Origin of the sequence: Streptosporangium roseum DSM 43021 (assembly GCF_000024865.1) — a bacterium.
In the GTDB taxonomy this organism is placed as follows: domain Bacteria; phylum Actinomycetota; class Actinomycetes; order Streptosporangiales; family Streptosporangiaceae; genus Streptosporangium; species Streptosporangium roseum.
On the sequence record NC_013595.1, the window covers coordinates 5983582 to 6003326 of the forward strand.

General features: G+C 71.5%; 23 protein-coding genes. 10 read left to right on the top strand and 13 right to left on the bottom strand.

The genetic code is table 11. From position 1 onward, the window contains the following. Window position 1: 1 nt before the first annotated feature. The 5 genes from SROS_RS26300 to SROS_RS26320 all read right to left on the bottom strand — a co-directional run bounded on the left by SROS_RS26300 (window position 2) and on the right by SROS_RS26320 (window position 2838). Complete coding sequence (locus SROS_RS26300; protein WP_012891954.1) at window positions 2-364, bottom strand: YciI family protein; 363 nt, start codon at window positions 362-364, stop codon at window positions 2-4. A gap of 171 nt (window positions 365-535) precedes the next feature. Then, window positions 536-910 carry a fluoride efflux transporter CrcB gene (gene crcB / locus SROS_RS26305; protein ID WP_012891955.1) on the bottom strand — a complete coding sequence of 125 codons (375 nt, stop codon included), beginning with the start codon at window positions 908-910 and terminating at the stop codon, window positions 536-538. Continuing rightward, on the bottom strand, window positions 907-1251 hold the full coding sequence (locus SROS_RS26310; RefSeq protein ID WP_012891956.1) for a DUF190 domain-containing protein: 345 nt from the start codon (window positions 1249-1251) through the stop codon (window positions 907-909). The genes crcB and SROS_RS26310 overlap by 4 nt, the downstream gene beginning before the upstream one ends. Beyond that, window positions 1251-1721: a fluoride efflux transporter FluC gene (locus SROS_RS26315; RefSeq protein WP_012891957.1), complete on the bottom strand. Its 471-nt coding sequence runs from the start codon at window positions 1719-1721 to the stop codon at window positions 1251-1253. Before SROS_RS26315 ends, SROS_RS26310 begins: the two co-directional genes overlap by 1 nt. Window positions 1722-2106: 385 nt before the next feature. Beyond that, the gene (locus tag SROS_RS26320; RefSeq protein ID WP_012891958.1) at window positions 2107-2838 is read right to left on the bottom strand and encodes an SDR family NAD(P)-dependent oxidoreductase; all 732 of its coding nucleotides are present in this window, start codon (window positions 2836-2838) and stop codon (window positions 2107-2109) included. A 93-nt stretch (window positions 2839-2931) separates the two neighbouring features. Between SROS_RS26320 and SROS_RS26325 the strand changes: the two genes are divergently transcribed. Both SROS_RS26325 and SROS_RS26330 read left to right on the top strand, forming a co-directional pair. Further along, window positions 2932-3504, top strand: coding sequence for a TetR/AcrR family transcriptional regulator (locus SROS_RS26325; RefSeq protein WP_043656726.1), 573 nt, complete (start codon window positions 2932-2934; stop codon window positions 3502-3504). A gap of 256 nt (window positions 3505-3760) precedes the next feature. Continuing rightward, window positions 3761-4414 (top strand): hypothetical protein, encoded by a 654-nt coding sequence (locus SROS_RS26330; RefSeq protein ID WP_012891960.1) that lies wholly within the window; start codon window positions 3761-3763, stop codon window positions 4412-4414. A 324-nt stretch (window positions 4415-4738) separates the two neighbouring features. Here the strand turns inward: SROS_RS26330 and SROS_RS26335 are convergent, their stop codons facing one another. Next, window positions 4739-5512 (bottom strand): DUF4386 domain-containing protein, encoded by a 774-nt coding sequence (locus SROS_RS26335; protein WP_012891962.1) that lies wholly within the window; start codon window positions 5510-5512, stop codon window positions 4739-4741. Window positions 5513-5699: 187 nt separating this feature from the next. Here SROS_RS26335 and SROS_RS26340 point away from each other — a divergent pair, with 187 nt between their 5' ends. The 5 genes from SROS_RS26340 to SROS_RS26360 all read left to right on the top strand — a co-directional run bounded on the left by SROS_RS26340 (window position 5700) and on the right by SROS_RS26360 (window position 9782). Continuing rightward, entirely contained in the window at window positions 5700-6425 is a 726-nt protein-coding gene (locus SROS_RS26340) for a TetR/AcrR family transcriptional regulator (RefSeq protein ID WP_012891963.1), read from the top strand. Window positions 6426-7116: 691 nt separating this feature from the next. Then, the gene (locus SROS_RS26345) at window positions 7117-7584 is read left to right on the top strand and encodes a hypothetical protein (RefSeq protein ID WP_012891964.1); all 468 of its coding nucleotides are present in this window, start codon (window positions 7117-7119) and stop codon (window positions 7582-7584) included. A gap of 120 nt (window positions 7585-7704) precedes the next feature. After that, window positions 7705-7938, top strand: a complete 234-nt coding sequence (locus SROS_RS26350; protein ID WP_012891965.1) for a hypothetical protein — start codon at window positions 7705-7707, stop codon at window positions 7936-7938. Window positions 7939-8460: 522 nt separating this feature from the next. Further along, window positions 8461-9057 (top strand): helix-turn-helix domain-containing protein, encoded by a 597-nt coding sequence (locus tag SROS_RS26355; protein ID WP_012891966.1) that lies wholly within the window; start codon window positions 8461-8463, stop codon window positions 9055-9057. Window positions 9058-9257: 200 nt separating this feature from the next. Then, entirely contained in the window at window positions 9258-9782 is a 525-nt protein-coding gene (locus tag SROS_RS26360) for a GNAT family N-acetyltransferase (protein ID WP_012891967.1), read from the top strand. Between the two features lie 139 nt (window positions 9783-9921). Here SROS_RS26360 and SROS_RS26365 read toward each other — a convergent pair whose 3' ends face one another. The 3 genes from SROS_RS26365 to SROS_RS26375 all read right to left on the bottom strand — a co-directional run bounded on the left by SROS_RS26365 (window position 9922) and on the right by SROS_RS26375 (window position 12706). Then, window positions 9922-10665 (bottom strand): polyprenol monophosphomannose synthase, encoded by a 744-nt coding sequence (locus tag SROS_RS26365; RefSeq protein ID WP_012891968.1) that lies wholly within the window; start codon window positions 10663-10665, stop codon window positions 9922-9924. A gap of 205 nt (window positions 10666-10870) precedes the next feature. Then, a complete protein-coding gene (locus tag SROS_RS26370) occupies window positions 10871-11533 on the bottom strand; it encodes a TetR/AcrR family transcriptional regulator (RefSeq protein ID WP_043652992.1) in 663 nt (220 codons plus the stop codon). A 333-nt stretch (window positions 11534-11866) separates the two neighbouring features. Continuing rightward, window positions 11867-12706, bottom strand: coding sequence for an alpha/beta hydrolase family protein (locus SROS_RS26375; protein ID WP_012891970.1), 840 nt, complete (start codon window positions 12704-12706; stop codon window positions 11867-11869). A 160-nt stretch (window positions 12707-12866) separates the two neighbouring features. Here SROS_RS26375 and SROS_RS26380 point away from each other — a divergent pair, with 160 nt between their 5' ends. Next, a complete protein-coding gene (locus tag SROS_RS26380) occupies window positions 12867-14000 on the top strand; it encodes a PucR family transcriptional regulator (protein WP_012891971.1) in 1134 nt (377 codons plus the stop codon). 48 nt (window positions 14001-14048) lie between these two features. Here the strand turns inward: SROS_RS26380 and SROS_RS26385 are convergent, their stop codons facing one another. The 4 genes from SROS_RS26385 to SROS_RS26400 all read right to left on the bottom strand — a co-directional run bounded on the left by SROS_RS26385 (window position 14049) and on the right by SROS_RS26400 (window position 18167). Continuing rightward, complete coding sequence (locus SROS_RS26385) at window positions 14049-15482, bottom strand: carboxylesterase/lipase family protein (protein WP_012891972.1); 1434 nt, start codon at window positions 15480-15482, stop codon at window positions 14049-14051. Between the two features lie 144 nt (window positions 15483-15626). Further along, window positions 15627-16466: a pentapeptide repeat-containing protein gene (locus SROS_RS26390; RefSeq protein WP_012891973.1), complete on the bottom strand. Its 840-nt coding sequence runs from the start codon at window positions 16464-16466 to the stop codon at window positions 15627-15629. 175 nt (window positions 16467-16641) lie between these two features. Next, window positions 16642-17436, bottom strand: coding sequence for an ABC transporter permease subunit (locus SROS_RS26395; RefSeq protein ID WP_012891974.1), 795 nt, complete (start codon window positions 17434-17436; stop codon window positions 16642-16644). Then, the gene (locus SROS_RS26400; protein ID WP_245564281.1) at window positions 17433-18167 is read right to left on the bottom strand and encodes an ABC transporter ATP-binding protein; all 735 of its coding nucleotides are present in this window, start codon (window positions 18165-18167) and stop codon (window positions 17433-17435) included. The genes SROS_RS26395 and SROS_RS26400 overlap by 4 nt, the downstream gene beginning before the upstream one ends. Window positions 18168-18208: 41 nt before the next feature. Between SROS_RS26400 and SROS_RS26405 the strand changes: the two genes are divergently transcribed. Further along, window positions 18209-18610 carry a GntR family transcriptional regulator gene (locus SROS_RS26405; protein WP_012891976.1) on the top strand — a complete coding sequence of 134 codons (402 nt, stop codon included), beginning with the start codon at window positions 18209-18211 and terminating at the stop codon, window positions 18608-18610. Then, window positions 18607-19728: a DUF1648 domain-containing protein gene (locus SROS_RS26410; RefSeq protein WP_012891977.1), complete on the top strand. Its 1122-nt coding sequence runs from the start codon at window positions 18607-18609 to the stop codon at window positions 19726-19728. The genes SROS_RS26405 and SROS_RS26410 overlap by 4 nt, the downstream gene beginning before the upstream one ends. Window positions 19729-19745: the final 17 nt, after the last annotated feature.

The following is a 19745-nucleotide window of genomic DNA, read 5'->3' on the forward strand; positions in this document are numbered from 1 at the left end:
CTCACAGGTCCGCCGCGGACTCGTGCAGGATCGGCCACAGCTCGACGGGCTCCACGTCGGCGAAGGGCATGTCCGCCGCGATCTGCTGCGCGCGCTCCTCGCTCTCGCAGTCCAGCAGGTAGAAGCTGGCGAGATACTCCTTGGTCTCCAGGTACGGCCCATCGGTGACCGCCGGGGCGCCGTCCTTGCGCCGCACGAGCATGGCGCCGGCCGCGTCGGCCAGGCCGTACGCGCCCAGCAGCTCCCCGGTCTGCCGGTACTTCTCGTTGAACGCCTCCTGCCTGGCGATCGCCTCCGGCCACTCCTCGGCCGGGAAGGAGTCCCACTTGGCCTGGTTACCGTAGATCATCGCTACGTACTTCATCCCGGGTCTCCTTTGCTTCCGCGCGCCCCGCGGGCGCGCTGTCATCCGTCAGTCGGAGCAGGAGGCGGGTCCTCGACATCCGGCGACGACTTTCTCCGACTTCTCTCCGACTTTTCTCCGGCTGCTCTTCGGCTGCTCTTCGGCGCCGCCCGCGGCGGCCCGGCGGGGGCCTCATCCGAAGACGACGCGGGCGAGCGTCAGGCCGACGGACACCGCGCCCAGACCCGCGACGATCGAGGCGGCCACGTTGGCCACGGCGAGGAACACCGCGCCGGTCTCGGCCAGCCGCAGCGTCTCGTACGAGAACGTCGAGTACGTGGTCAGAGCCCCGCACAGTCCGGTGCCCAGCAGCAGCTGCGCGGCGTCGCCCACCGCCCCGGCCAGCACCGCCCCGGTCAGCACGCCCAGGATCATCGAGCCGGCCACGTTGACGGTGAAGGTGCCCCAGGGGAAGACCGTGTCGTGGCGGGCCTGCACGGCCCGGTCGGTCAGGTAGCGCAACGGCGCGCCGACCGCGCCGCCGAGCAGCACCAGCAGCCAGTTCACCCCGCCACCTGCCGGCCTCGATAATGGACGACCTCGACCTCGTCCAGGACGGCCAGCCCCTCGATGAGCAGGTCGTCCAACTGGGGCAGGAACGCGCGGATCCGCTCTTCGGTGTCGACGACGACGACGGCCACCGGCAGGTCGCCGGCCATCGACAGCAGCCGGGTGGTGTGCACGACCTGGGTGGCGCCGAAACCCTCCATGCCGCGGAAGACCGACGCCCCGGCCAGTCCGGCGGCGTGCACGCGGTGCACGATCTCGGTGTACATGGGGCGGTGGTGCCAGGTGTCGGTGTCATCGACGAAGACCGTCAGCCGCAGGGCACGTCCGGACAGGACCATCACGCCCTCCCCGCCCTCTTGTCCACCAGCAGCCGGCGGGTGGCCCACGCGCCGGCCGTCACCGCGGCCAGGGCCGTCAGGACCGTCGCCGCCAGGTAGCCCAGCGCCGACTCGGGCCGGCCGGCGGCCACCAGGCGTTCGATGTCCAGGCAGTAGGTGGAGAAGGTGGTGTATCCGCCCAGCACGCCGGTGGCGAAGAACGGCCGCACCCAGGCCGGCGCCGTCCACACCTCGGTCAAGGCCACCAGGAGGATCCCGATGACCAGGGAGCCGGAGGCGTTGACGCACAGCGTGGTCCATGGAAAGGAACCGGCCGCGGTCGGCCAGAGCAGGGCCGCCCCGTAGCGGGCGCCCGCGCCGATCGCGCCGCCCGCGGCGACCACCGCGAGCACGCCGTAGTGCGAGCGACGCCGTTCGCCACGCCGACGCGCGCCGGCGAGCTCGGCGTCGGGGTCGACGGGAGCGGTCACTGCCGCGAACCTCACCTGATCCGAATGCATGTCTCCCCACACGTGGCGTGCGCCCGCGAGGACGGGCGTGTGCTGTCACGGGTAGGGACCGTTGACGGCAGCGGAGTGCCGCGGTTCGGGCACGGCGGGCCCCACCGCCGCGGGCTCCGCCCAGCGGTGCGGCGCCCTCACACCCCACAGCTTAACGCGACGCCGTCCCGACGGCCCGCACGCCCTCCCGGGCTCCGGACCGGGCGGCCGCACGGCGTCCGGCCTGTCACCCGTCGAGGGACGTGCGGCCGATGACGCCGATCAGGCCGCGCGTTCGGGCGTGATGGCCCGGACGGTCCGCGGCACGGCCGCCGGGAGGGGCAGCGGCCAGGCCGTGACGGTCAGGCCGTGACAGTCAGGCCGTGGTGCCCGCGTCGACGGTGATGGCGGCGCCGGTGATGTTCCGGCCGCCCTCACCCGCCAGATGGGCGACGGTGGCGGCGATGTCATCGGGGCTGCAGTAACGATCCAGGGCGGTGTACCGTCGCTCCTCCGCCGCTTCCGGGCTGTCGGCCGGGTTCATCTCGGTGTCGGTCGAACCGGGATGGACGAGGTTGGCCGTGATCCCCCGCGGCCCCAGGTCCCTGGCAAGACCCTTGGTCAGGCCGATCAGCGCGGACTTGCTCATCGCGTAGAGCGTCCACCCCGGGTACGGCACGCGCTCGACGAAACTGCTGCCGATGCAGATGATCCGGCCCCCCGCCCCCATGTGCCGGGCGGCTGCCTGCGCCAGCACGAACGAGGCGCGGGCATGGATCGCGAGGGTGTTGTCGACCTCGGCCAGCGTCACCTCCTCCAGCGGCCCGAACGGGGCGATGCCGGCGCTGCTGACCACGATGTCGATCCGCCCGAACTCGGCGACCGTACGCTCGACCGCCGCGACCAGCGCACCGGCGTCGGCGGAATCCGCGGCCATGGCCAGCCCGCGGGCGCCGGCGGCCTCGATCTGCCCGACGACCTCCGCCGCCCGATCGGCCGAGCGGGCGTATGTGATCACCACGTCGGCGCCTTCGGCGGCCAGCCGTACGGCGATGGCGGCGCCGATCCCACGGCTCCCCCCGGTGACGAGCGCGACCCTGCGTCCCATGACATCCCCCTTATACGGAATCAATTCCGCTTGACCTTGAAGCGGAACCGGTTTCGCTTGCAAGTTGTCCACTACCCTGTGACCGTGAACGGCATGACGAGCCCGCGCCGCGAGCGGGCCGACGCGGCGCGCAACCGGGTGAAGATCCTCACCGCCGCCGCCGAGATCGTCACCACTCACGGTGTCGAGGGGCTGTCGATGGCGGAGGTGGCCGCCGCCGCGGGAGTCGGCGTCGGCACGCTGTACCGCCGGTTCGGCGACCGTTCGGGGCTGGCCTACGCGCTCATCGACGAGCGGGAACGCGAGTTCCAGGCGGCCTTCATCGAGGGTCCGCCACCCCTCGGGCCCGGCGTCGAGGCGCCGGCCCGCATCCGCGCCTTCCTGCACGCCCTGACCGACCGGACCGTGGAGCAGCTGGATCTGCTGCTGATGGCCGAGACGGCGGCCCCGCTCGCCCGTTTCGGCGGCGCCTACGACGGCTACCACGCACACCTGTCGATGCTCATCGCCCAGGCCAGACCCGGCGCCGACGCCTACGTCCTGGCCGACGCCCTGCTGGCCCCGCTGGCCGCCCCGCTGCTCGCGCACCGCCTGCGCGGCCGCGGGGTGACGGCCGAGCGCGTCAAGGCAGGACTGGACGGCCTGCTGGCCGGATTCACCACCTGAGCATCCGGCGTTCCCCGACGGCCCAACGGCTGCTTTCGGACGGCCGGGGAGATCACCAGCGGCTGGGCGCAGGTCAGCGGCCTCTCTTCCGGGCTGTGCCCGAAGACCCTTACAGAAATCCTGACCTGCATATCCGATTGCCACAGGACCCCTTCTTGTGCGGAGCGGGCCGACCGGAGCCGGACACCGACGTCCCTTGACAGCACGCTTCCGGATGAAAGGCTGAGGTTCTTCTCCCTGGTCAAGGAGGACCACGATGACCGCGACGCCCCCCGAAGCCCTCACCTCAGACCCTGCGGCACCGCAGATCGCACAGTCGCTGGCAGAGATCCGCACCAAGGGCGCGGGCCTGTTCTCCCGGGCGCTGGTGATGGTCAACGGAGACCTCTCCTTCGACGAGGCGCACAGCTACAAGACCCCGGTCGCGGGAGCGCGCTCCGGGGGGACGACGCGCTACTCCCTGACGGAGACCAAAGACGCCGGCCGCAGCTACCAGGGACGCGTCGACAAGGCGCAGGCGCGCATGTCCAAGCAGGACAGCGAGGTCGCCGTCCTGCAGGAAGCCTGGGACTGGATCGAGGCGCTTCATTCCTCATTCCCTCATGGCACCCACATCCGGGTCGTGGTGGTCGGCAACATCGGGCCGTGCACCGGATGCAAGGCCCGCCTGAAGCTGTTCCGGCAGGACCTCATCGACGTGTTCGGGCCCGGGCGGGTGATCGTGGAAAGCGTCTACGACACCAGCCAGATGTTCATCACGAAGGACTACGAAGAGAAGTACGAGGACTACGAGACGGGGACCACGAGCACGGTCTCGACGACCTACGGATACGAGGGCGCGACGGTGGAGGCCCACAAGCTGCCGGGTGCTCCGCAGAGCGTGTCGTACTGGCTGTACCAGGTGGGGTAGGCGGTGACGACGTCCACGAGGAGCCCGCCTTCCTGCAGCGGGTGGCGCAGCTGCGCGAGCAGGAGGCCGACCGGCGCGACTTCGCCCGCCACGTCGACGACCGGGTGGCGGAGCTGATCCGCGCCGATGCCCGCCATCCCGCTCACCGGCGCCCGCGCGGCCCGCGCCACCGCCGGCTTCGGCTGGTCCTCCGCCCTCTTCCTCGACCTGGCCACGCATCGGATGCCGCCCGGACGGTAGGGCGCTCGCGTCACGCCGGCGCGGCGGGACGGGCCACCTCCCCGCCGCGCCGGATCATCGTTCCTCGCACGGGGAGGAGCTTGGTCAGCGGCGATGCCCGCGGGCACGCGCGACCAGGACGGCGGCCGCGGCGAGGAGCCACAGCTGGACGGCGGTGACCCCGACGCTGGTCAGCGCCCCGGCGTCCACCCCGGCCAGCTCGGCCAGCGGGAGCGCCGACGCCACGACGACAGCCGCGCCGAACCAGGTCAGCCAGGTGGGCGCGAGCTCACGGGTCGCGATCACGGCGCAGGCCACCGCGGCGGCGCCGAGCGCGGAGACGCCGAGCAGCTCGCCGATCCCGCCGCCGAAGTCGTTCACCGCCTGGAACTGGACGGACAGGACTCGCCGCAGCGCCGGGTCGGCCCCGGCCCAGCTCTCCGCCAGCGCCGGCATCACGGTGAGCCAGCGCAGAATCCCTATCCCCCGGGCGAGTGCGGAGACGGCGGCCAGGATCACGGCGATTCGGGCGACCGGACGCAGCCGCCCCTCGGGGCCGGCGAGGACGGTGACCAGTGCGGCGATCACCGGAAGGAACAGCAGGGAGTAGGCCAGGTAGACCAGGTACCCCAGGCGCAGCGCCGTCTCGTTCCCGGCCACCAGCGGCAGGGTGACGGCGGCGGGCTCGTCGAGGCCCTGCGGCCAGTTCACGGCCTGGCCCAGCACGACCACCGGAACGAAGATCAGCAGTCCTTCGACCGCCAGAAGCGCCGCGGCACCCATGATCCGGCGCCGGGAGCGGCCGGGCCCCGGACCTGCGGCACCGGCGGCTGGAGCGGGCGAGGTGAGGGTGCCGGGCGAGCCGGCTACGGCGTTCATTGTCGCTACCTCCTGGAGGTTCGTCTGGCTACTCGAACAACGGTAGTTTTAACTAACACTGTTAGTCAATCCAGATGTTGTTAGACTTTGAGCGGCGCGGCCGGGGGCGGCGAGGGCACAGGTTTCCGGTCGCCTCGCCGCGACCATCCGAGGCGCCGGCCCGGGCCCGTTCGAAAGGTGATCGACAGTGAGCGAAGTCCCAGCTCGGCAAGGTTCTCTGCGCGAGAGGAAACGGGCGGCGACGATCGACGAGATCAAGTCCGTCGCCATCGACCAGCTCGCCGCCGACTCGGGCCAGATGACACTGCGCGGGGTCGCGCGAGAGGTGGGCCTGACCGTCCAGTCGCTCTACAACTACTTCCCGAGCAGGGAGGATCTGATCACCGCCCTGGTCGCCGACGCGCACAACGCGCTGGCGGACGCGATCCAGGCGGCCGGACGGGAGCACCGGGCGCTGCCCGCGCCCGAGCGGCTGGTGCAGGTCGCCCTGACCTACCGCCGGTGGGCGGTCGAGCACCGGGCCCGCTTCCTGCTGATCTACGGAACACCCGTCCCCGGCTACCGGGCGCCCGAGGAAGGGCCGACCACCGGCGCCGCACGCAGGCTCGGCGCCACGTTGATCGAGGTGGTCTTCGGCGACTGGAGCGCGGCCGAGATGGCCGGGATCCGCCGGCCCGGCGAGGACGCCCGGCCGGCCTCGGTGCTCGCCACCGCCGCCGAACTGCTCTCCCCCGGGATGCCGCCTGCCGCGTTCGGGCTCGGCCTCGACCTGTGGGGACGAATCCACGGGCTGGTGATGCTGGAGATCCTCGGCCACCTGCCGTGGCTGGGCCCGGACGCCGAGGCCAACTACCGCGACGCCATGACCCGGGCCGCGGCCGACGTGCAGCGCGTCCGCGAGCACGGCGCATAGCCCCCCGCCCGCGGCCGTCGCGCCCGGCCGGGGCGAGGGGTTTTCACCGGACGCCCTCGGGCCGCCCTACGTCCGGCCCCCTTCGGCGTTCTTCTCCCGAACGTGACCTCAGCCGCCATGTAGCGGTGAGGTCTTGTTCTCGGAAGCGCTGAGCTGGGACTTCACGTCGGAATCACCCGTGTTCCCGGAAGTCGGTAGCGTCTCCGCTTCCGGGAACACGGTCTTCTTGGAACCTCGGTGACCTGCACTGATCAGCTCACTTTGGGGCTGGGGACACCTTCGGGAGCGGAGGGCCGATCCCGTCGATGAGCTGGCGTTTCGTCCACTTTGGTGGCCTACCTGGCTTCTTTCCCACCGGTGGTAACGGCTCCGGTACCGCCCACTGAGCGGCGGTCAAATCACCACGACTCGCCCAAAGATCATTGCAGAAGTGGATCACCTAAGTGATCACTTCTGCACGCATGAGGCTCTTCCAACCTGATGGCGCAGATCCTCAGGGGTGCGGGCCGCGGCGGATCAGAGCGAGAAGAGGTTGCCGGCAGGACCGCGGGGGCTCAGGGTTTCAGACGACCTACAGCGGTCTGCATGCGGCGGTCAGACCGCTGAAAGCGGATTGCAGGCGGTCGGCCTGTCAATGGTGACGCAAGCCCACAGGGCCTGAACGGTTCACACCATCGCATGGGAGACCCCGATGAACCGCACCATCCGCACCCTGCTCGGAGTCACCGCCACCGCCACCGCCGCCGCCGCCATCGTCGCCCTGGGCGTCCCGGCCCTCGGCGCCGCCGCGAACGCGTCGGCCACGTCCGCCGCGGGCGTCACCAGCACGGTCTCCGCCGGCGCCGTCGACGGCCTCAAGCAGGCCCAGCCCTTCCTGTTCACCTACACCTTCAACGGCCGCCTCAAGGTCGCCGGCGGCAACTTCACCGTCGGCCGCCGGGTCTACCTGGTCGTCAAGTACAACACCGGCCGGACGGCGTTCTCCAGGTGGGAGACCGCCCGGACGCACTCCATCACTCCCGGCGGGGCCGTCTACGTGGAGACGACGATCGCCGCTCCCTGCGCCGGGGGTACGAACGGGTACGCCCGCGGCTACGACGACGCCACCAGGACGTGGTCCCCTCGGCTGGCGGTGGCGATCTGCCAGCGGATCGACTGACCCGTGCCGTGCCCTTTCGTATCCGGGGAGGCGGGCGTTTCCCTCACCTCCGGGCCTCTTGACTGACTGGTCATTCATTTTAAACTGAATAATCAATCCGCCCTTGATCAAAGGAGCCCCATGAAAAACGGACGCCGTCTCGTCATCGCCTCGTTACTGGCCTCCGCCTGGTTGCTCCCCGTCAGCACTCCCGCCCACGCCGAGGCTCAGTGCTATCAGATCTTCAACAACAACTACAATGTCCTCCGCGATCAGGGCTGGAGCCACGAAAGGGCCTTCGCGTCCGCGCTCGCCACTTACGACGAATGCCGGGCCAACAACGACAGCCCCGAGACGGACATCCCGGCGGGGTGATATGACGGAACCGGAACGCACATCAGACCGGTTCGATAAGCCCGGGAAGGAATCGCCCGCCGATGTCGGCGCGCCTTGATCCTGCTTTTCACCGGGCAACCGAGAAAGTCTTTGTGATGTGAAACCTTCTCCCGCGAAGGTTTCACATGTCGCCTGCAGCCGGCTCTTCGGCCATGGAAGTCATCGCATCCCCACGGGCCCGGCCGGGCTCCCGCAGAACTTCCGCCGCACGAGGCGTTCCCGTCGGACCGGATTCCGGCCACGCGGCACGCGCTTCCGGCGACGGCGCGAGCGGCGGGTGATCCCCGGCCCGCAGGCGTGGAGCCCGCGGTGACGAGACGCCCGCCGCGAGAGCCCCGGCTCCTCCGGGGCGCCGAGCCCGCACGACCGCGATGTCGAGACGTCGAGGATCACGGCCATGGCGAGCCCGGCCGCAGACGGGAAACGGCCGGCGCGACGGGGCCTCGGGGCGTTCCATCTGCCCCGGGGCCAGTTTCTCCATTCTGGGATACTGTCTCACATATGAGAAATGCGGAGGAGGCCACGCTCCAGAGCCCCGGTTCCGAGCAGGTGGAGGCCCGCCTGGCGGATCGGCTCGCACAGCTGCGGGTGGAGCGCGGCTGGTCACTGGAGGAGCTGGCACAGCGCACGGGCGTGAGCCGCTCGACGCTGTCACGGCTGGAGCGGATGGAGATCAGTCCGACGGCGGCGATGCTGGGCAAGCTGTGCGCGGCGTACGGGCGGACGATGTCGCAGCTCCTGGCCGAGGCGGAGGCGGAGCCGCCGCAGACGGTGCGGGCCGACCGGCAGGTGGTGTGGCGGGATGAGACCTCGGGCTTCACCCGGCGGTCGGTGTCCCCACCCCACCCCGGGCTGCGCGGCGAGATCGTCGAGGGTGTTCTGCGACCGGGCGCGGACATCTCATACGACGGACCGCCCGTGCCGGGCCTGGAGCAGCACATCTGGGTGCTGGAGGGTGTGCTGGAGGTCACCACGGGCGGCGGCGTGCACGAGATCCGGGCAGGAGACTGCCTGCGTTTCCGGTTGTGGGACCGGTCGCGGTTCCACTGCCCGGGCCCCGACCCGGTCCGCTACGCCCTGATGATCGTCCTACCGTGAGCGGCGTACGCCCTGATGATCGTCCTACCGTACGCGGCGCGGACGGCGTGCCGGGCTCGGCCCCGCACCTCCGCGGTGCCTCCGGTCCCGGACCCGCTGCTTGATCACCGGCCGCCTCCGATCCGCGGCCGTACCCCGTCACCCTGCACGCTCCCGGCCTCCCCCGCGGACGACCTCTCCCGCGCATGACAAGGAATCCCATGTTGCACCACACCATCACCCGCCTGCCCGCCGAGGACTTCCACGACAGTGTGAAGGGCCTGGCCGGCCTCCTCGCCGACGTCGTCGCCGACGGCTCCTCCCTCGGTTTCCTGTTCCCCTTCGACCAGGACGAAGCGGCGGCCTGGTGGCACACCCGGCAGCCCGCCGTGTCCGACGGCAGCCTCGCCGTCTGGGTCGCCCACGGGCCCGGCGGCATCGTCGGCACCGTCAGCCTCGCCCTGGAGCGCAAGCCCAACGGCCGGCATCGCGCCGAGATCGTCAAGCTCATGGTCCACCGCGACGCCCGTGGCCAGGGCCTGGCCCGCGCACTCCTCGCCACCGCCGAGCAGGCCGCCGCCCGGGCCGGAGTCACCCTCCTGCTCCTGGACACCGTGACCGGCAGCGCCGCCGACCATCTCTACCTCGCCGCCGGCTGGACCCGCTACGGCATCGTCCCCGGCTACGCCGTCGACCCTGCCGGCTCCCCCGAAGACTGCAGTTTCCACTACAAGCAGCTCGCCTGAGCTCCCGCCCGGACCACCGCATCGGGCCGATGCCCCGGCGCGGAAAGTCCTTCGGGAACGGAACGGCCGGTCATACCCCACTGCGCGGGAACACGCCCGCCCGCGCCGCTGGCCGTTCCATCCCCTCCCCGCGGATCCCTCACCCGCGGTTTCCGCGAGCCCGCCCTCTGCTCCTGAACCGCAGCCGCCACGGCATCAGCGCCGACTCCAGCTGCACCCGCAGGCTCATCTTCGAGCTGCCCGCCCGGCGATCGGAGAAGTGGATGGGAATCTCAACGATCGTCATCCCCGCCCTGGTCGCCCGGTAGTGCATCTCCACCTGGAAGCTGTAGCCGCCCGAGGAGATCTCCCCGAGGTCCAGCGCGGCGAGGCTTTCGGCCCGCCAGATCTTGAACCCGGCGGTCACATCCCGCAGCCTGATGCGCAGGATGGTGCGGACGTAGAAGTTCGCCCACGCCGACAGGGCCCGCCGCCGCCGGCTCCACTCGGCGGCCAGCGTCCCGCCCGGCACATACCGGCTGCCGATCACACACGCCGCCCCTGTCGCCTGCGCGGTCCCGAGCAGGCGCGGAACGGCGTCGACGGGATGCGAGAAGTCGGCGTCCATCTGCACCACGAACTCCGCTCCGTCCGAGAGCGCGGTCCTCAGGCCTTCGACGTAAGCGCGCCCGAGCCCTTCCCTGCCCGGCCGATGCACCACGCCGACCCGGCCGGGATGCGCGGCGGCCAGTCCGTCGGCCACCTTGCCCGTGCCGTCGGGGGAATTGTCGTCGACGACCAGGAGCCGCAGACCGTCAAGCGGCAACGCGAGCAGCGCCTCCGCGATCAGCGGAAGATTGTCCACCTCGTTGAACGTGGGGATCACGACGGTGACAGGGGCCATGTTCGGGGTCAGGGCCTTCCGGGCTCGATGGTCGGATGTCCTTGCCGCAGGACTCACGGCGTTCCCGTCCAGTGATCTCGAACACCGGAAGCGGCAAAGAGCACCCCATGCTAGCGGCCGGTAGGGCGGGTGCCGGTCTCGTCCGAGACGCCGGCGACCTCGCGGTGGTCGTCCGGCGGGCGGGGCGAGCGCCTCCGTGTGCTGTTCAGGCGTGCCCGACGCCGGCGACGCGCAGGGCGAACTCGGCGTAGGTGTCGGCGATCTCCTCAGGTGTGTACGGCAGGCCCCTGTCGTACCAGTTGGCCACCCGCATGCCCATGCCGCTGATGGCGGTCGTCGCCATGAAGGTGTCGGGCACGTGGAAGACGCCCGCGTCGACGCCCGCGTCGAGCGTGTCGAGCAGCAGCTGCCTGCCGTCGGCGCGGATCAGCAGCGCGGGGGCCGCCATCTCGGGGGAGAGCGCGTGCAGCTCGTTGTTGGCCACGACGGCGAGGAGCGGATACTCGGCGTGGGCCAGCACGTGCGCGCGGACCACGGCCCGCAGCCGCGACACCGGGTCGGTGCCGCCGGCCCCCAGCAGCCTCGCGTGGTGGCTCTCGTGGCCGACGCGCACGAGTTCGGCCAGGACGTGTTCCTTGGTGGGGAAGTGCGCGTACAGGGTGGCCGAGCGGATACCGCACGCCTGCGCCAGATCCCTGATGGAGGTGCCGTAGAAACCCCGTTCGGCGAACAACCGCAGCGCCTCGCACAGGATCCGGCCCTGGGTCCCCTCCGGCATCGCGCCGGGGGGCAGCCGTACCTCGTCCGCCACGATCCGCCGCTGCTCGACGGGGATGGCCGTGGGTCCTGCCGATCGATCGCTCGCCATCGTCTCATTGTGCCCGCGCGCGGGAGCCCACGGCACCGGCTCGGCTCTCCAGGTCGATCCGGCCGGTCTCCTCCGGTACGGACGTCGAGAGGGGGCTATGACCACCGCGATGCCTGCGGCGGGCGGCCTCCGCCCGCTCGCCGAAGCCGGAGGCGAGAGGCCGGAGGCGAGAGGCCGAAGGTCGGAGGCGGGAGGCGGAAGGCCGGAGGCGGGAGGCGGAAGCCGGAAGCCGGAGGTCGGAGCCGCGGGCGGGTCCGCCGCGACCGCGTCGCGCGATCGACCGGTCGCCGGGCGAAATCCCGGCGACCGGTCGATCATGGAGTCCGGGCGGGGTCAGAGACCTGGCACCTGCAGCGCCAGGGGGTTGCGGCGGACATCGGACCAGGTCCGGGTGTCGGCGCAGACGCGGCAGCCCGGACCGGAGAACTCGCCGCGCGCCTCCTCGTCGCCCATGAGCTGGAAGCGGAACCACGCCGTCGTCGGGCCGGCGAAGGGACCGGGGGCGCCCACGACGGTGAAGTGGTCGGCGCCCCTGACCTCACCGTAGATCGCCGGGATGTGGTCGGCGTCGTTGTAGAACGCCTTGACCAGGGCCGGCCAGACGATGCTGTCGCGCTGCCCGGCCAGGATGAACATCGGGCCGTGCACCGCGTCGGCGTCGGCCAGCGGTCCGGGCTGGATCGGGACGACGGTGTCCACCCGGGAGTCGCCGCCGACGACGATGGCGGCCGCGCCGCCCTGCGAGTGGCCGGACGCGCCGATGCGGTCCAGGTCGACACGGCCGTGGAAGACGCTGCCCGGGTCGGCGTTCCGCTGGGCCAGCAGTTCGATCCCGGCCCGCATCGAGATGCCGAGGTTGGACTGGGGGGTGTTCGCCGCCGCCACGACGAAGCCGTGGCTGGCCCAGTGGAGCAGCAGGTCGCGGTAGACCACGGGGAAGGCGAACGTGCCGTTGCCCCAGACGATCACCGGGTGCCGGCGCGGGCTCTGCGCGATGTCGCGCGGGTAGTACAGGGTGGTCACCGGGCCCACGTCCACGGCGGTGGCGTAGGGCCCGGCGGCGCCCCAGTTCCTCCCCACGGAGGGGAAGCCGGTGTCGGCGCCGGCCGCGTGCGGCGCGGCGGCGAGGACGAGCACGAGTGCGACCAGCGGGACGAGCAGTCTTCGGAGCATGGACGGTTCTCCTGACCGGGGGGTGTCGAGAGGTGAACCGGGGGTTGCTTCCGACGCACTTCTCGTTTGATCGCACATCCTGAACGAGGGAGCGCCCGACGTCTCTCCGCATTCGCGGCAATGATTGACGCCACGGTTTGTGCAATGTGACGATCCCGGGATGCCCGACCTTCACGCCCGCATGGCTCCACGTGTCAGGCGACTCACCACGGAGGTGGTCGCGCGGTGCGAGTCCGAGGTGTCCTTCTACCGGGAGCTGCCCAAGGACGTCCTCGACGAGGAGGTCAGCCGGTCGGTCGCGGCGGTGCTCGGACTCCTGCTGCGGACGCTGCGGGAGGACGACGTCCTCGGCGCCGGCGACCTGACCGAACTCATCGCCTGGTCGGCGCGGCGGGCCGAGGAGCGCGTCCCTCTGGAGGCCGCGCTCACCGCCTATCTCATCGGCGCCGAAGTCTGGTGGCGCGCCCTGGCCGAGACCGCCGGGCATGAGCAGCTGGTCGAGGCGGGCGTGAACCTGCTCGGATGCCTGCGCTCGGCCGTGCCCGCGGTCGCCATCGCCCATCTGCAGGCGCAGGAGGACATCCGCGGCGAGGAGGGGAAGGTACGGCGAGCGCTGGTCACAGCGCTGCTGTCCGGTCAGCCTCACCAGGAGCTGGCGGAGGCGGCGCGGGTCACGGTCGCGCCCGCCTACGAGGTCCTGCAGATCCGGTTCACCACTGCGCTGCCGGCCGCGCGCCGTACCGTCAGGCTCGTGCAGTCGGCCCTGGACGCCCACACAGGGATGCCGGTGCTCACCGCGCTGGACCACACCGGAGGCGTCGCGCTGCTGCCGGGAGGGCTCGACCTGCCGGCTCTGGTGACCAGGGTCGCGGAGGCCACGGACCGGCCCGTCGTCGCGGCCACCGCCTCGGCCGCGGAGCCGGGTCTCATTCCCGAGGCCGCCGAGGAGGCGGGCAGGGTCATGTCGGTCGTCCAGCGCCTCGGCCGTCCGCCCGGCCTCTACCGTTTCGACGACGTCCTTGTCGAGTACCAGCTGGCCCGGCCCGGCGGCGGGCTCGTCAGACTCGCCGCCAAGCTCGACCCGCTGAACGGCCACCCGCACCTGGTCGACACGCTGCGCGCCTTCGTCAACCGCGGGCACAACCGCCGCCGGACCGCCCAGGACCTGCACATCCACCGCAACACCCTCGACTACCGGCTCCGCAGGGTGACGGCTCTGACCGGCCTGGACCTCATGGTCCCGGCCGAGGCGCGCCTGCTGGAGGCGGCGCTCACCGCCAGGGACCTCGCCTGACGGGGAGCCTCCGTCCCCCGGCGTCGGGAGCGCCTGAACCGCCGGCGGTCAGGGCCACATCCGCAGCTCGTCGTCACGAGGGGCGAGCACGGGGCCCATGCCGGGCTCGTCGAAGACCATGACGGGCCGGCTGCTGTCCCACGCCGGCCATCCCGGGTCTCCCGTGGTGGCGAACGCGACCCACGCGCGGTGCATGGCGTCGGCCAGGTTCTGCGGTGCGCCGGGCCCGGCGAGCGCGACCTGTCCGGGGGTGCGCAGCGTGTCGAAGACGAAACCGATCTCCAGCGCGTGACAGGCGCCGAGGCCGCCCACGGGCGAGGCCCAGGCGAACTCGTAGACGAAGGTCCCGGCGCCCGGGGGGCGGGAGTCGGCGATCCGGTTGAGCGGCACCCGGACGAGCAGGTCGGTGGCGATCGCTCCGAGGATCTCCCCGGGTTTCGCGCCCGGCCGGTTGGCCCGGTACAGCCTGGCCAACCGGCCCTTGATCCGGAACCTGGCTAGGGCCAGCCGCAGGGTGAGCCTGCCGACGCGCTCGAGCACGCCGGTCGGCACGAACCACAGCCGGTACTCCTCGCGGTTGGCCCCCAGGAGCAGATCGACCTCGCGGGCCGCTCCCGCCTCCAGCGCGGCCCGCGGGTCGGCGGGGACGGTCTCGCCGTCGACGACGATGTCGAAGCCGGGACCGCCGCCGATCGGGGTGGTCTTGCCGGTGACCTCGGCCTGGACGTCCAGCAGCCGTTCACGGTCGACCGCGGCGAAGGCCTCGGCCGTGGCGGGCACGCCGAGCCTCTCGGCCATCAGTCCGGTGGTCTTGGCGCCCGCCGTACGCGACACCGCGCGCGGCGGCCCGCTCTGCAGTACGGCGCGGCCGAACAGCCCGGCCGCGTGCGGGCTCGCCAGCAGCGCGCCGATGCTGATCGCCCCCGCGGACTCGCCGAAGACGGTGACGTTACCGGGGTCGCCACCGAAGGCGGCGATGTTGTCCCTGACCCAGCGGAGGGCGGCCAGCTGGTCCAGCAGGCCCCGGTTGTCCGGGGCGTCGGGGAACACGCCGAACCCCTCGACGCCGAGCCGGTAGTTGACCGAGACCAGGACGACGCGGTCGCGCGCGAAGGCACGCCCTTCGTAGAGCGACAGGCTCGACGACCCGTTGCGCAGCGAACCGCCGTGGATCCAGACCATCACCGGCAGCCGTCCCTCACCCACCAGGGGCGTCCAGACGTTGAGGTTGAGGCACTCGTCACCGGGGACGTCCGGGTCGGGGATCAGCCGATCGAGGGGCGGCCGGTAGGGCCGCTTGGGCGCGGTCGGGCCGAACTCCAGCGCGTCACGGACCCCCTGCCACGGTTCGGCGGGTGCGGGTGCGCGGAAGCGATGGGCGCCGAACGGGGCGGCGGCGTACGGAATCCCCAGGAAGGCGGCGATCCCGTCATCGATCCGGCCGCGCACCTCGCCCTGCCGGGTGACCGCGATCGTTTCCATATCGGCTGTCCTTCCGTTCGTCGGAGGCGACGATCCTACCGATCGATCGGTAGGACCAGAAGGGCGCGGAAGACCATGAGATCCGGACCGCCGTCGCGATCCGGATCTGCCTGTCGGGGAGTGGCCGTCAGAGGTGCCCGGCGGCTACCAGTGCGCCGGCCGAGTGAGCGACGGCGGCAGCCTGGTCGCGCTGTCGCCCTTCGCCGCGTCGAGCTGGGACTGGATGAGGAAGATGCTCTCGGTGAGGTCGGCGCCCCTGAGGTCGGCGCCTCTGAAGTCGGCCCCGATGAGGTCGGCCATTCTCAGGTCGGCGCCTCTGAGGTCGGCCCCGATGAGATAGGCCCCTCTCAGGTTGGCGCCCCTGAGGTCGGCGCCTTTGAGCTTGGCGCCGATGAGGTCGGCTCCTCTGCGGTCCTTCTTCTTGTGCCGGACCTCGGCTCGCACGAGCTCGCTCGCGCGCAGCAGCAGGGCGTTGACGTCTCGCCGGTGGGCCGCCACGTCCAGTTCGACGAGAGCGCCGGGGCTGGCGTGAGTGAGGCGCTCGGTCTGTTCCAGCGCGAGGCTGAGCTCGCCGTGGAGCGGGCGGGCCGGCCGCAGCGTCAGCGCCTCGGTCAGATACCAGAGCAGCTCGTGGAGGTCCCGCATGATCGGGAACACCTCGAACATCTGCTCCGCGGTCTGCGGGGACTGCCGCCAGTCCTGGCCGCCGAAGGTGACCTGGGAGACCTTCTGCCCGGCGCCGAAGCAGTCGTAGACGGTGCAGCCCCGAAAACCCTGCTGCCTGAGGCGGGTGTGAATGCCGCAGCGGAAGTCCTGCCGCAGATTGGGACAGGCCTGCCCGGCCTTCTTGTCGATCGCGAAGTCCACCGAGGCCGAGAACGCCGGCACGACACAGCACAGCGCGAAGCAGCTCTCGCAGTCGGCTCGCAGGCTGAGGCGGCCTCCCTCGGAGGCGGGCTCTGCGTGTTCGCGTTTCCCAGACAACGTGCGCGGTCTCCCGTACGAAGCAACCCTGCTGGTCGCAGCCGTCCACGGACGGCTGGACCGGCACTTTCCCGATGAACCCTAGCCGAATCCCGCCCGTGCGCCTGCGCCCTCGCGCGTGGGCCCTCCTGCTCACACGTCCGCGGCCATGTGCCCCTTCGGTCACGAACGGGGGCTAGGTCACGTCGCGGCGCATGGGGACGCCGATCGCCAGCGCGGTGGCCGTGACGGCGTAGGCCGCCAGGACGAGCGCGCCGAGCGCCGGCGGCAGGAGCTGTGCCGAGGAGACGGAGATCTCCGCCGCCGCCTGGCTGATCAGGTTGAAGTTGGTCAGCGCCGCGGTGGCTCCGCCCGGCAGGTAGGGATAGAGGAGGTTGACGCCGGGGATCAGCGCCAGCGCGTGTTCGACCATGTAGAGGTACAGGCCGAGGGCCGCGAGGGCCGCCGTCTGGTTGCGCAGCAGCGCTCCGATCCCGACGCCGAGCATGGTGTAGACGGTCATGGCGGCGGCCAGGCGGAGCAGGAGTTCGGCGACCGTGCCCGGCCCGGCGCCGATGCTCACTCCTCGCAGCGTGGCCCCGCCGTACAGGCCGGCGGCGGCGGACGCGGTGACCACCAGGCCGTAGGCCGCTCCCGCGACCGCGTACGTGAGCAGTTTCGCGGCCAGCACGGTCTGCCGCCGGGGGGCGAACAGGAAGGTGAGGGTGATCGTCTTGTGGCGGTACTCCGAGGTCACGGCGGTCGCCCCGAACAGCGCAGGGACGATCACGGTCAGGCCGGTCAGGCTGAGGACGGTGCGGACGCCTTCCTCGGTCCGTACGCCCGGCATCGCGGGTTCGAAGTTCTCCGGCCCGACCAGCGTGGCCAGGCCGACCAGGACGCCGCCGCAGACGACGGCGGCGAGCGGCCCCCACTTCCACAGCGCCGTCGTGAACAGCCTGCGGAACTCCGCCTTGACGAGCCGCCTCATGCGGCACCTCCTGTCAGCTGCAGGAACGCCTGCTCAAGGGTGGATCCGTCGCCGGTCAGGTCAGCCAGCGGCCCGGCGCTCATCAGCCGCCCGCGACGGATGACGAGGACCTGGTCGACCATCTGCTCGGCCTCGCTCAGCACGTGACTGGAGACCAGGACGGTGCGGCCCTCGGCGGCCATCGCGCGGAGGAAGCGGCGCAGCCAGGCGATGCCCTCCGGGTCGAGCCCGTTGCTGGGCTCGTCGAGCACCAGCACCGGGGGATCTCCCAGCATGGCGGTGGCGAGGTTGAGCCGTTGCCGCATCCCGGTGGAGAACCCGCGGACCGGGCGGTCGGCGAACTCCGGCATGCCCAGCAGGTCCACGACCTCGTCGATCCGGCGCCCGGAGCAGCCGATCATGTCGCCGTAGACGCGCAGATGATTCCGTGCGCTACGGCCCGGATGGAAGCTCGACGCGTCGAGAACCGCGCCGACGGTGCGGGCGGGGTGAGGGAGGTCGGCGTACCGCCTGCCGCCGATCGTCGCGGTGCCCGACGTGGGCCGGACCAGCCCCAGGAGCATGCGCAGGGTCGTGGTCTTGCCAGAGCCGTTCGGGCCCAGAAAGCCGGTCACCACCCCGGGCTCCACCGTGAAACTCAGATCGGTGACGGCGGGCACTTGGCCGAAGTGCCTGGTCAGGCCCTGAACCTTCACCTGGTTCGACATCGTCATCAGAATGTCCCATCTCATGTATCTGTTCTATTATTTGTATAACAGCTATAGTTAGCGCCGTGCAACTGACGCTCGATCTCGACAGCGAGGTCCCGATCTACCAGCAGATCCGGGACCGGATCGTGGAAGCCATCGCCGACGGCGACCTGACGGCCGGCGCGGCCCTGCCCTCCACCCGGCAGCTGGGCGTGGATCTGGCGATCAACTTCCACACCGTGAACAAGGCCTACGACCTGCTACGCCAGCAGGGATTCATCCGGATCAACCGCAAGAGCGGTGCCGTGGTGCGGCGCGACCGGCTGTCCGGCCCGCCCGAAGCCGGCTTCTCCGACGAATGGCAGAGCAGGCTGCGCACGCTGCTCGCCGAGGCCGTCGCCCAGGGGCTCTCCCCGCAGGAAGTGCAGCAACGCGCCGGTAACGTACTGGAGTCGTTCGCCGCACCGAAAGGATCAACGACATGACCATGCTGCTCGTCACCGGCCTGCTGATCGTCGCGCTGGTCACGACGGCGGCATGGGCGATGCCCGCACTGGCGCGCCCAAGCCTGCCGTTCGGCGTGCGCGTCCCCCCCGGCCGCGTCACCGACCGGGCCGTCACCGAGCAGCGTCGCGCCTACACGCGCCGCGTCCTGGGCCTGGGCGCGCTCGCCGCGCTCGTCTCGCCTCCGCTGCTCATGCTCGGCGGGCCCGAACGGACGCCGGCCCTCGTCCCGGCGGTTCTGGTACTGGCCGACGCGGTCGCCTACTACCTGGCACACCGCGCGGTGCGGACGGCCAAGAGCCGTGGGAACTGGTACGCCGGAAGCCGGCAGGGCGTCACCACGGACACCTCTCTACGCACCGATCCCGTGCGCGTGCCGTGGCTCTGGCTCGCTCCCGCCGCCCTCGTCCTGGTCGCCGGCGCGGTCACGGGGATCACACGGTACGGCGGGCTGCCGGCGACCCTGCCCACCCAGCGCGGGATGGGCGTGGACATCGCACAGCGCGTGAGCACCACCCCGGCGGCCGCCTTCGCCCCCGTCCTGGTCCAGGCCGTCCTCACCTTGCTCATGCCGCTGCTGGCCGCCGGGCTGACGCGTGCCCGCCCGGAGCTCGACGCCGCCCGACCCGCCGGGTCCGCCCGCCGTTACCGCGCTTACCTGAAGGGAGTGATCAGGCTCGCCTTCGCGACCGCCGCGTGCGCGAACCTGAGCGTGTTCCTCATCGCCCTGCAGGTCTGGGAGATCCTGCGGCCTTCGATGACCGTGACCGCCGTCGCCTACCTGCCCCTGGGCGCCGCCCTGGTGGCCTGGGTCGCCTTCGAGCTCCGCGTGGGCCAGGCCGGGCACCGGCTCCCCCTGGAGCCCGGCGAGGAGGCCGAAGACTCCGAGCTCGTGCAACGCGACGACGACCGGCACTGGCACCTCGGCGGGTTCGTCTACGCCAACCGCGCCGATCCCGCCCTCTACGTGCACCAGCGGGCAGGCGGCGCCAGCTGGACGATGAACCTCGGCCATCCCCTCACCTGGGCGGTCCTGGCGGTCGTGCTCGTCGTCGCCCTGCTCGCCGCCGCCGGGGCCATCCCGCTGCCCGCCCGCTGAGATCCGCCGGCCCTGGA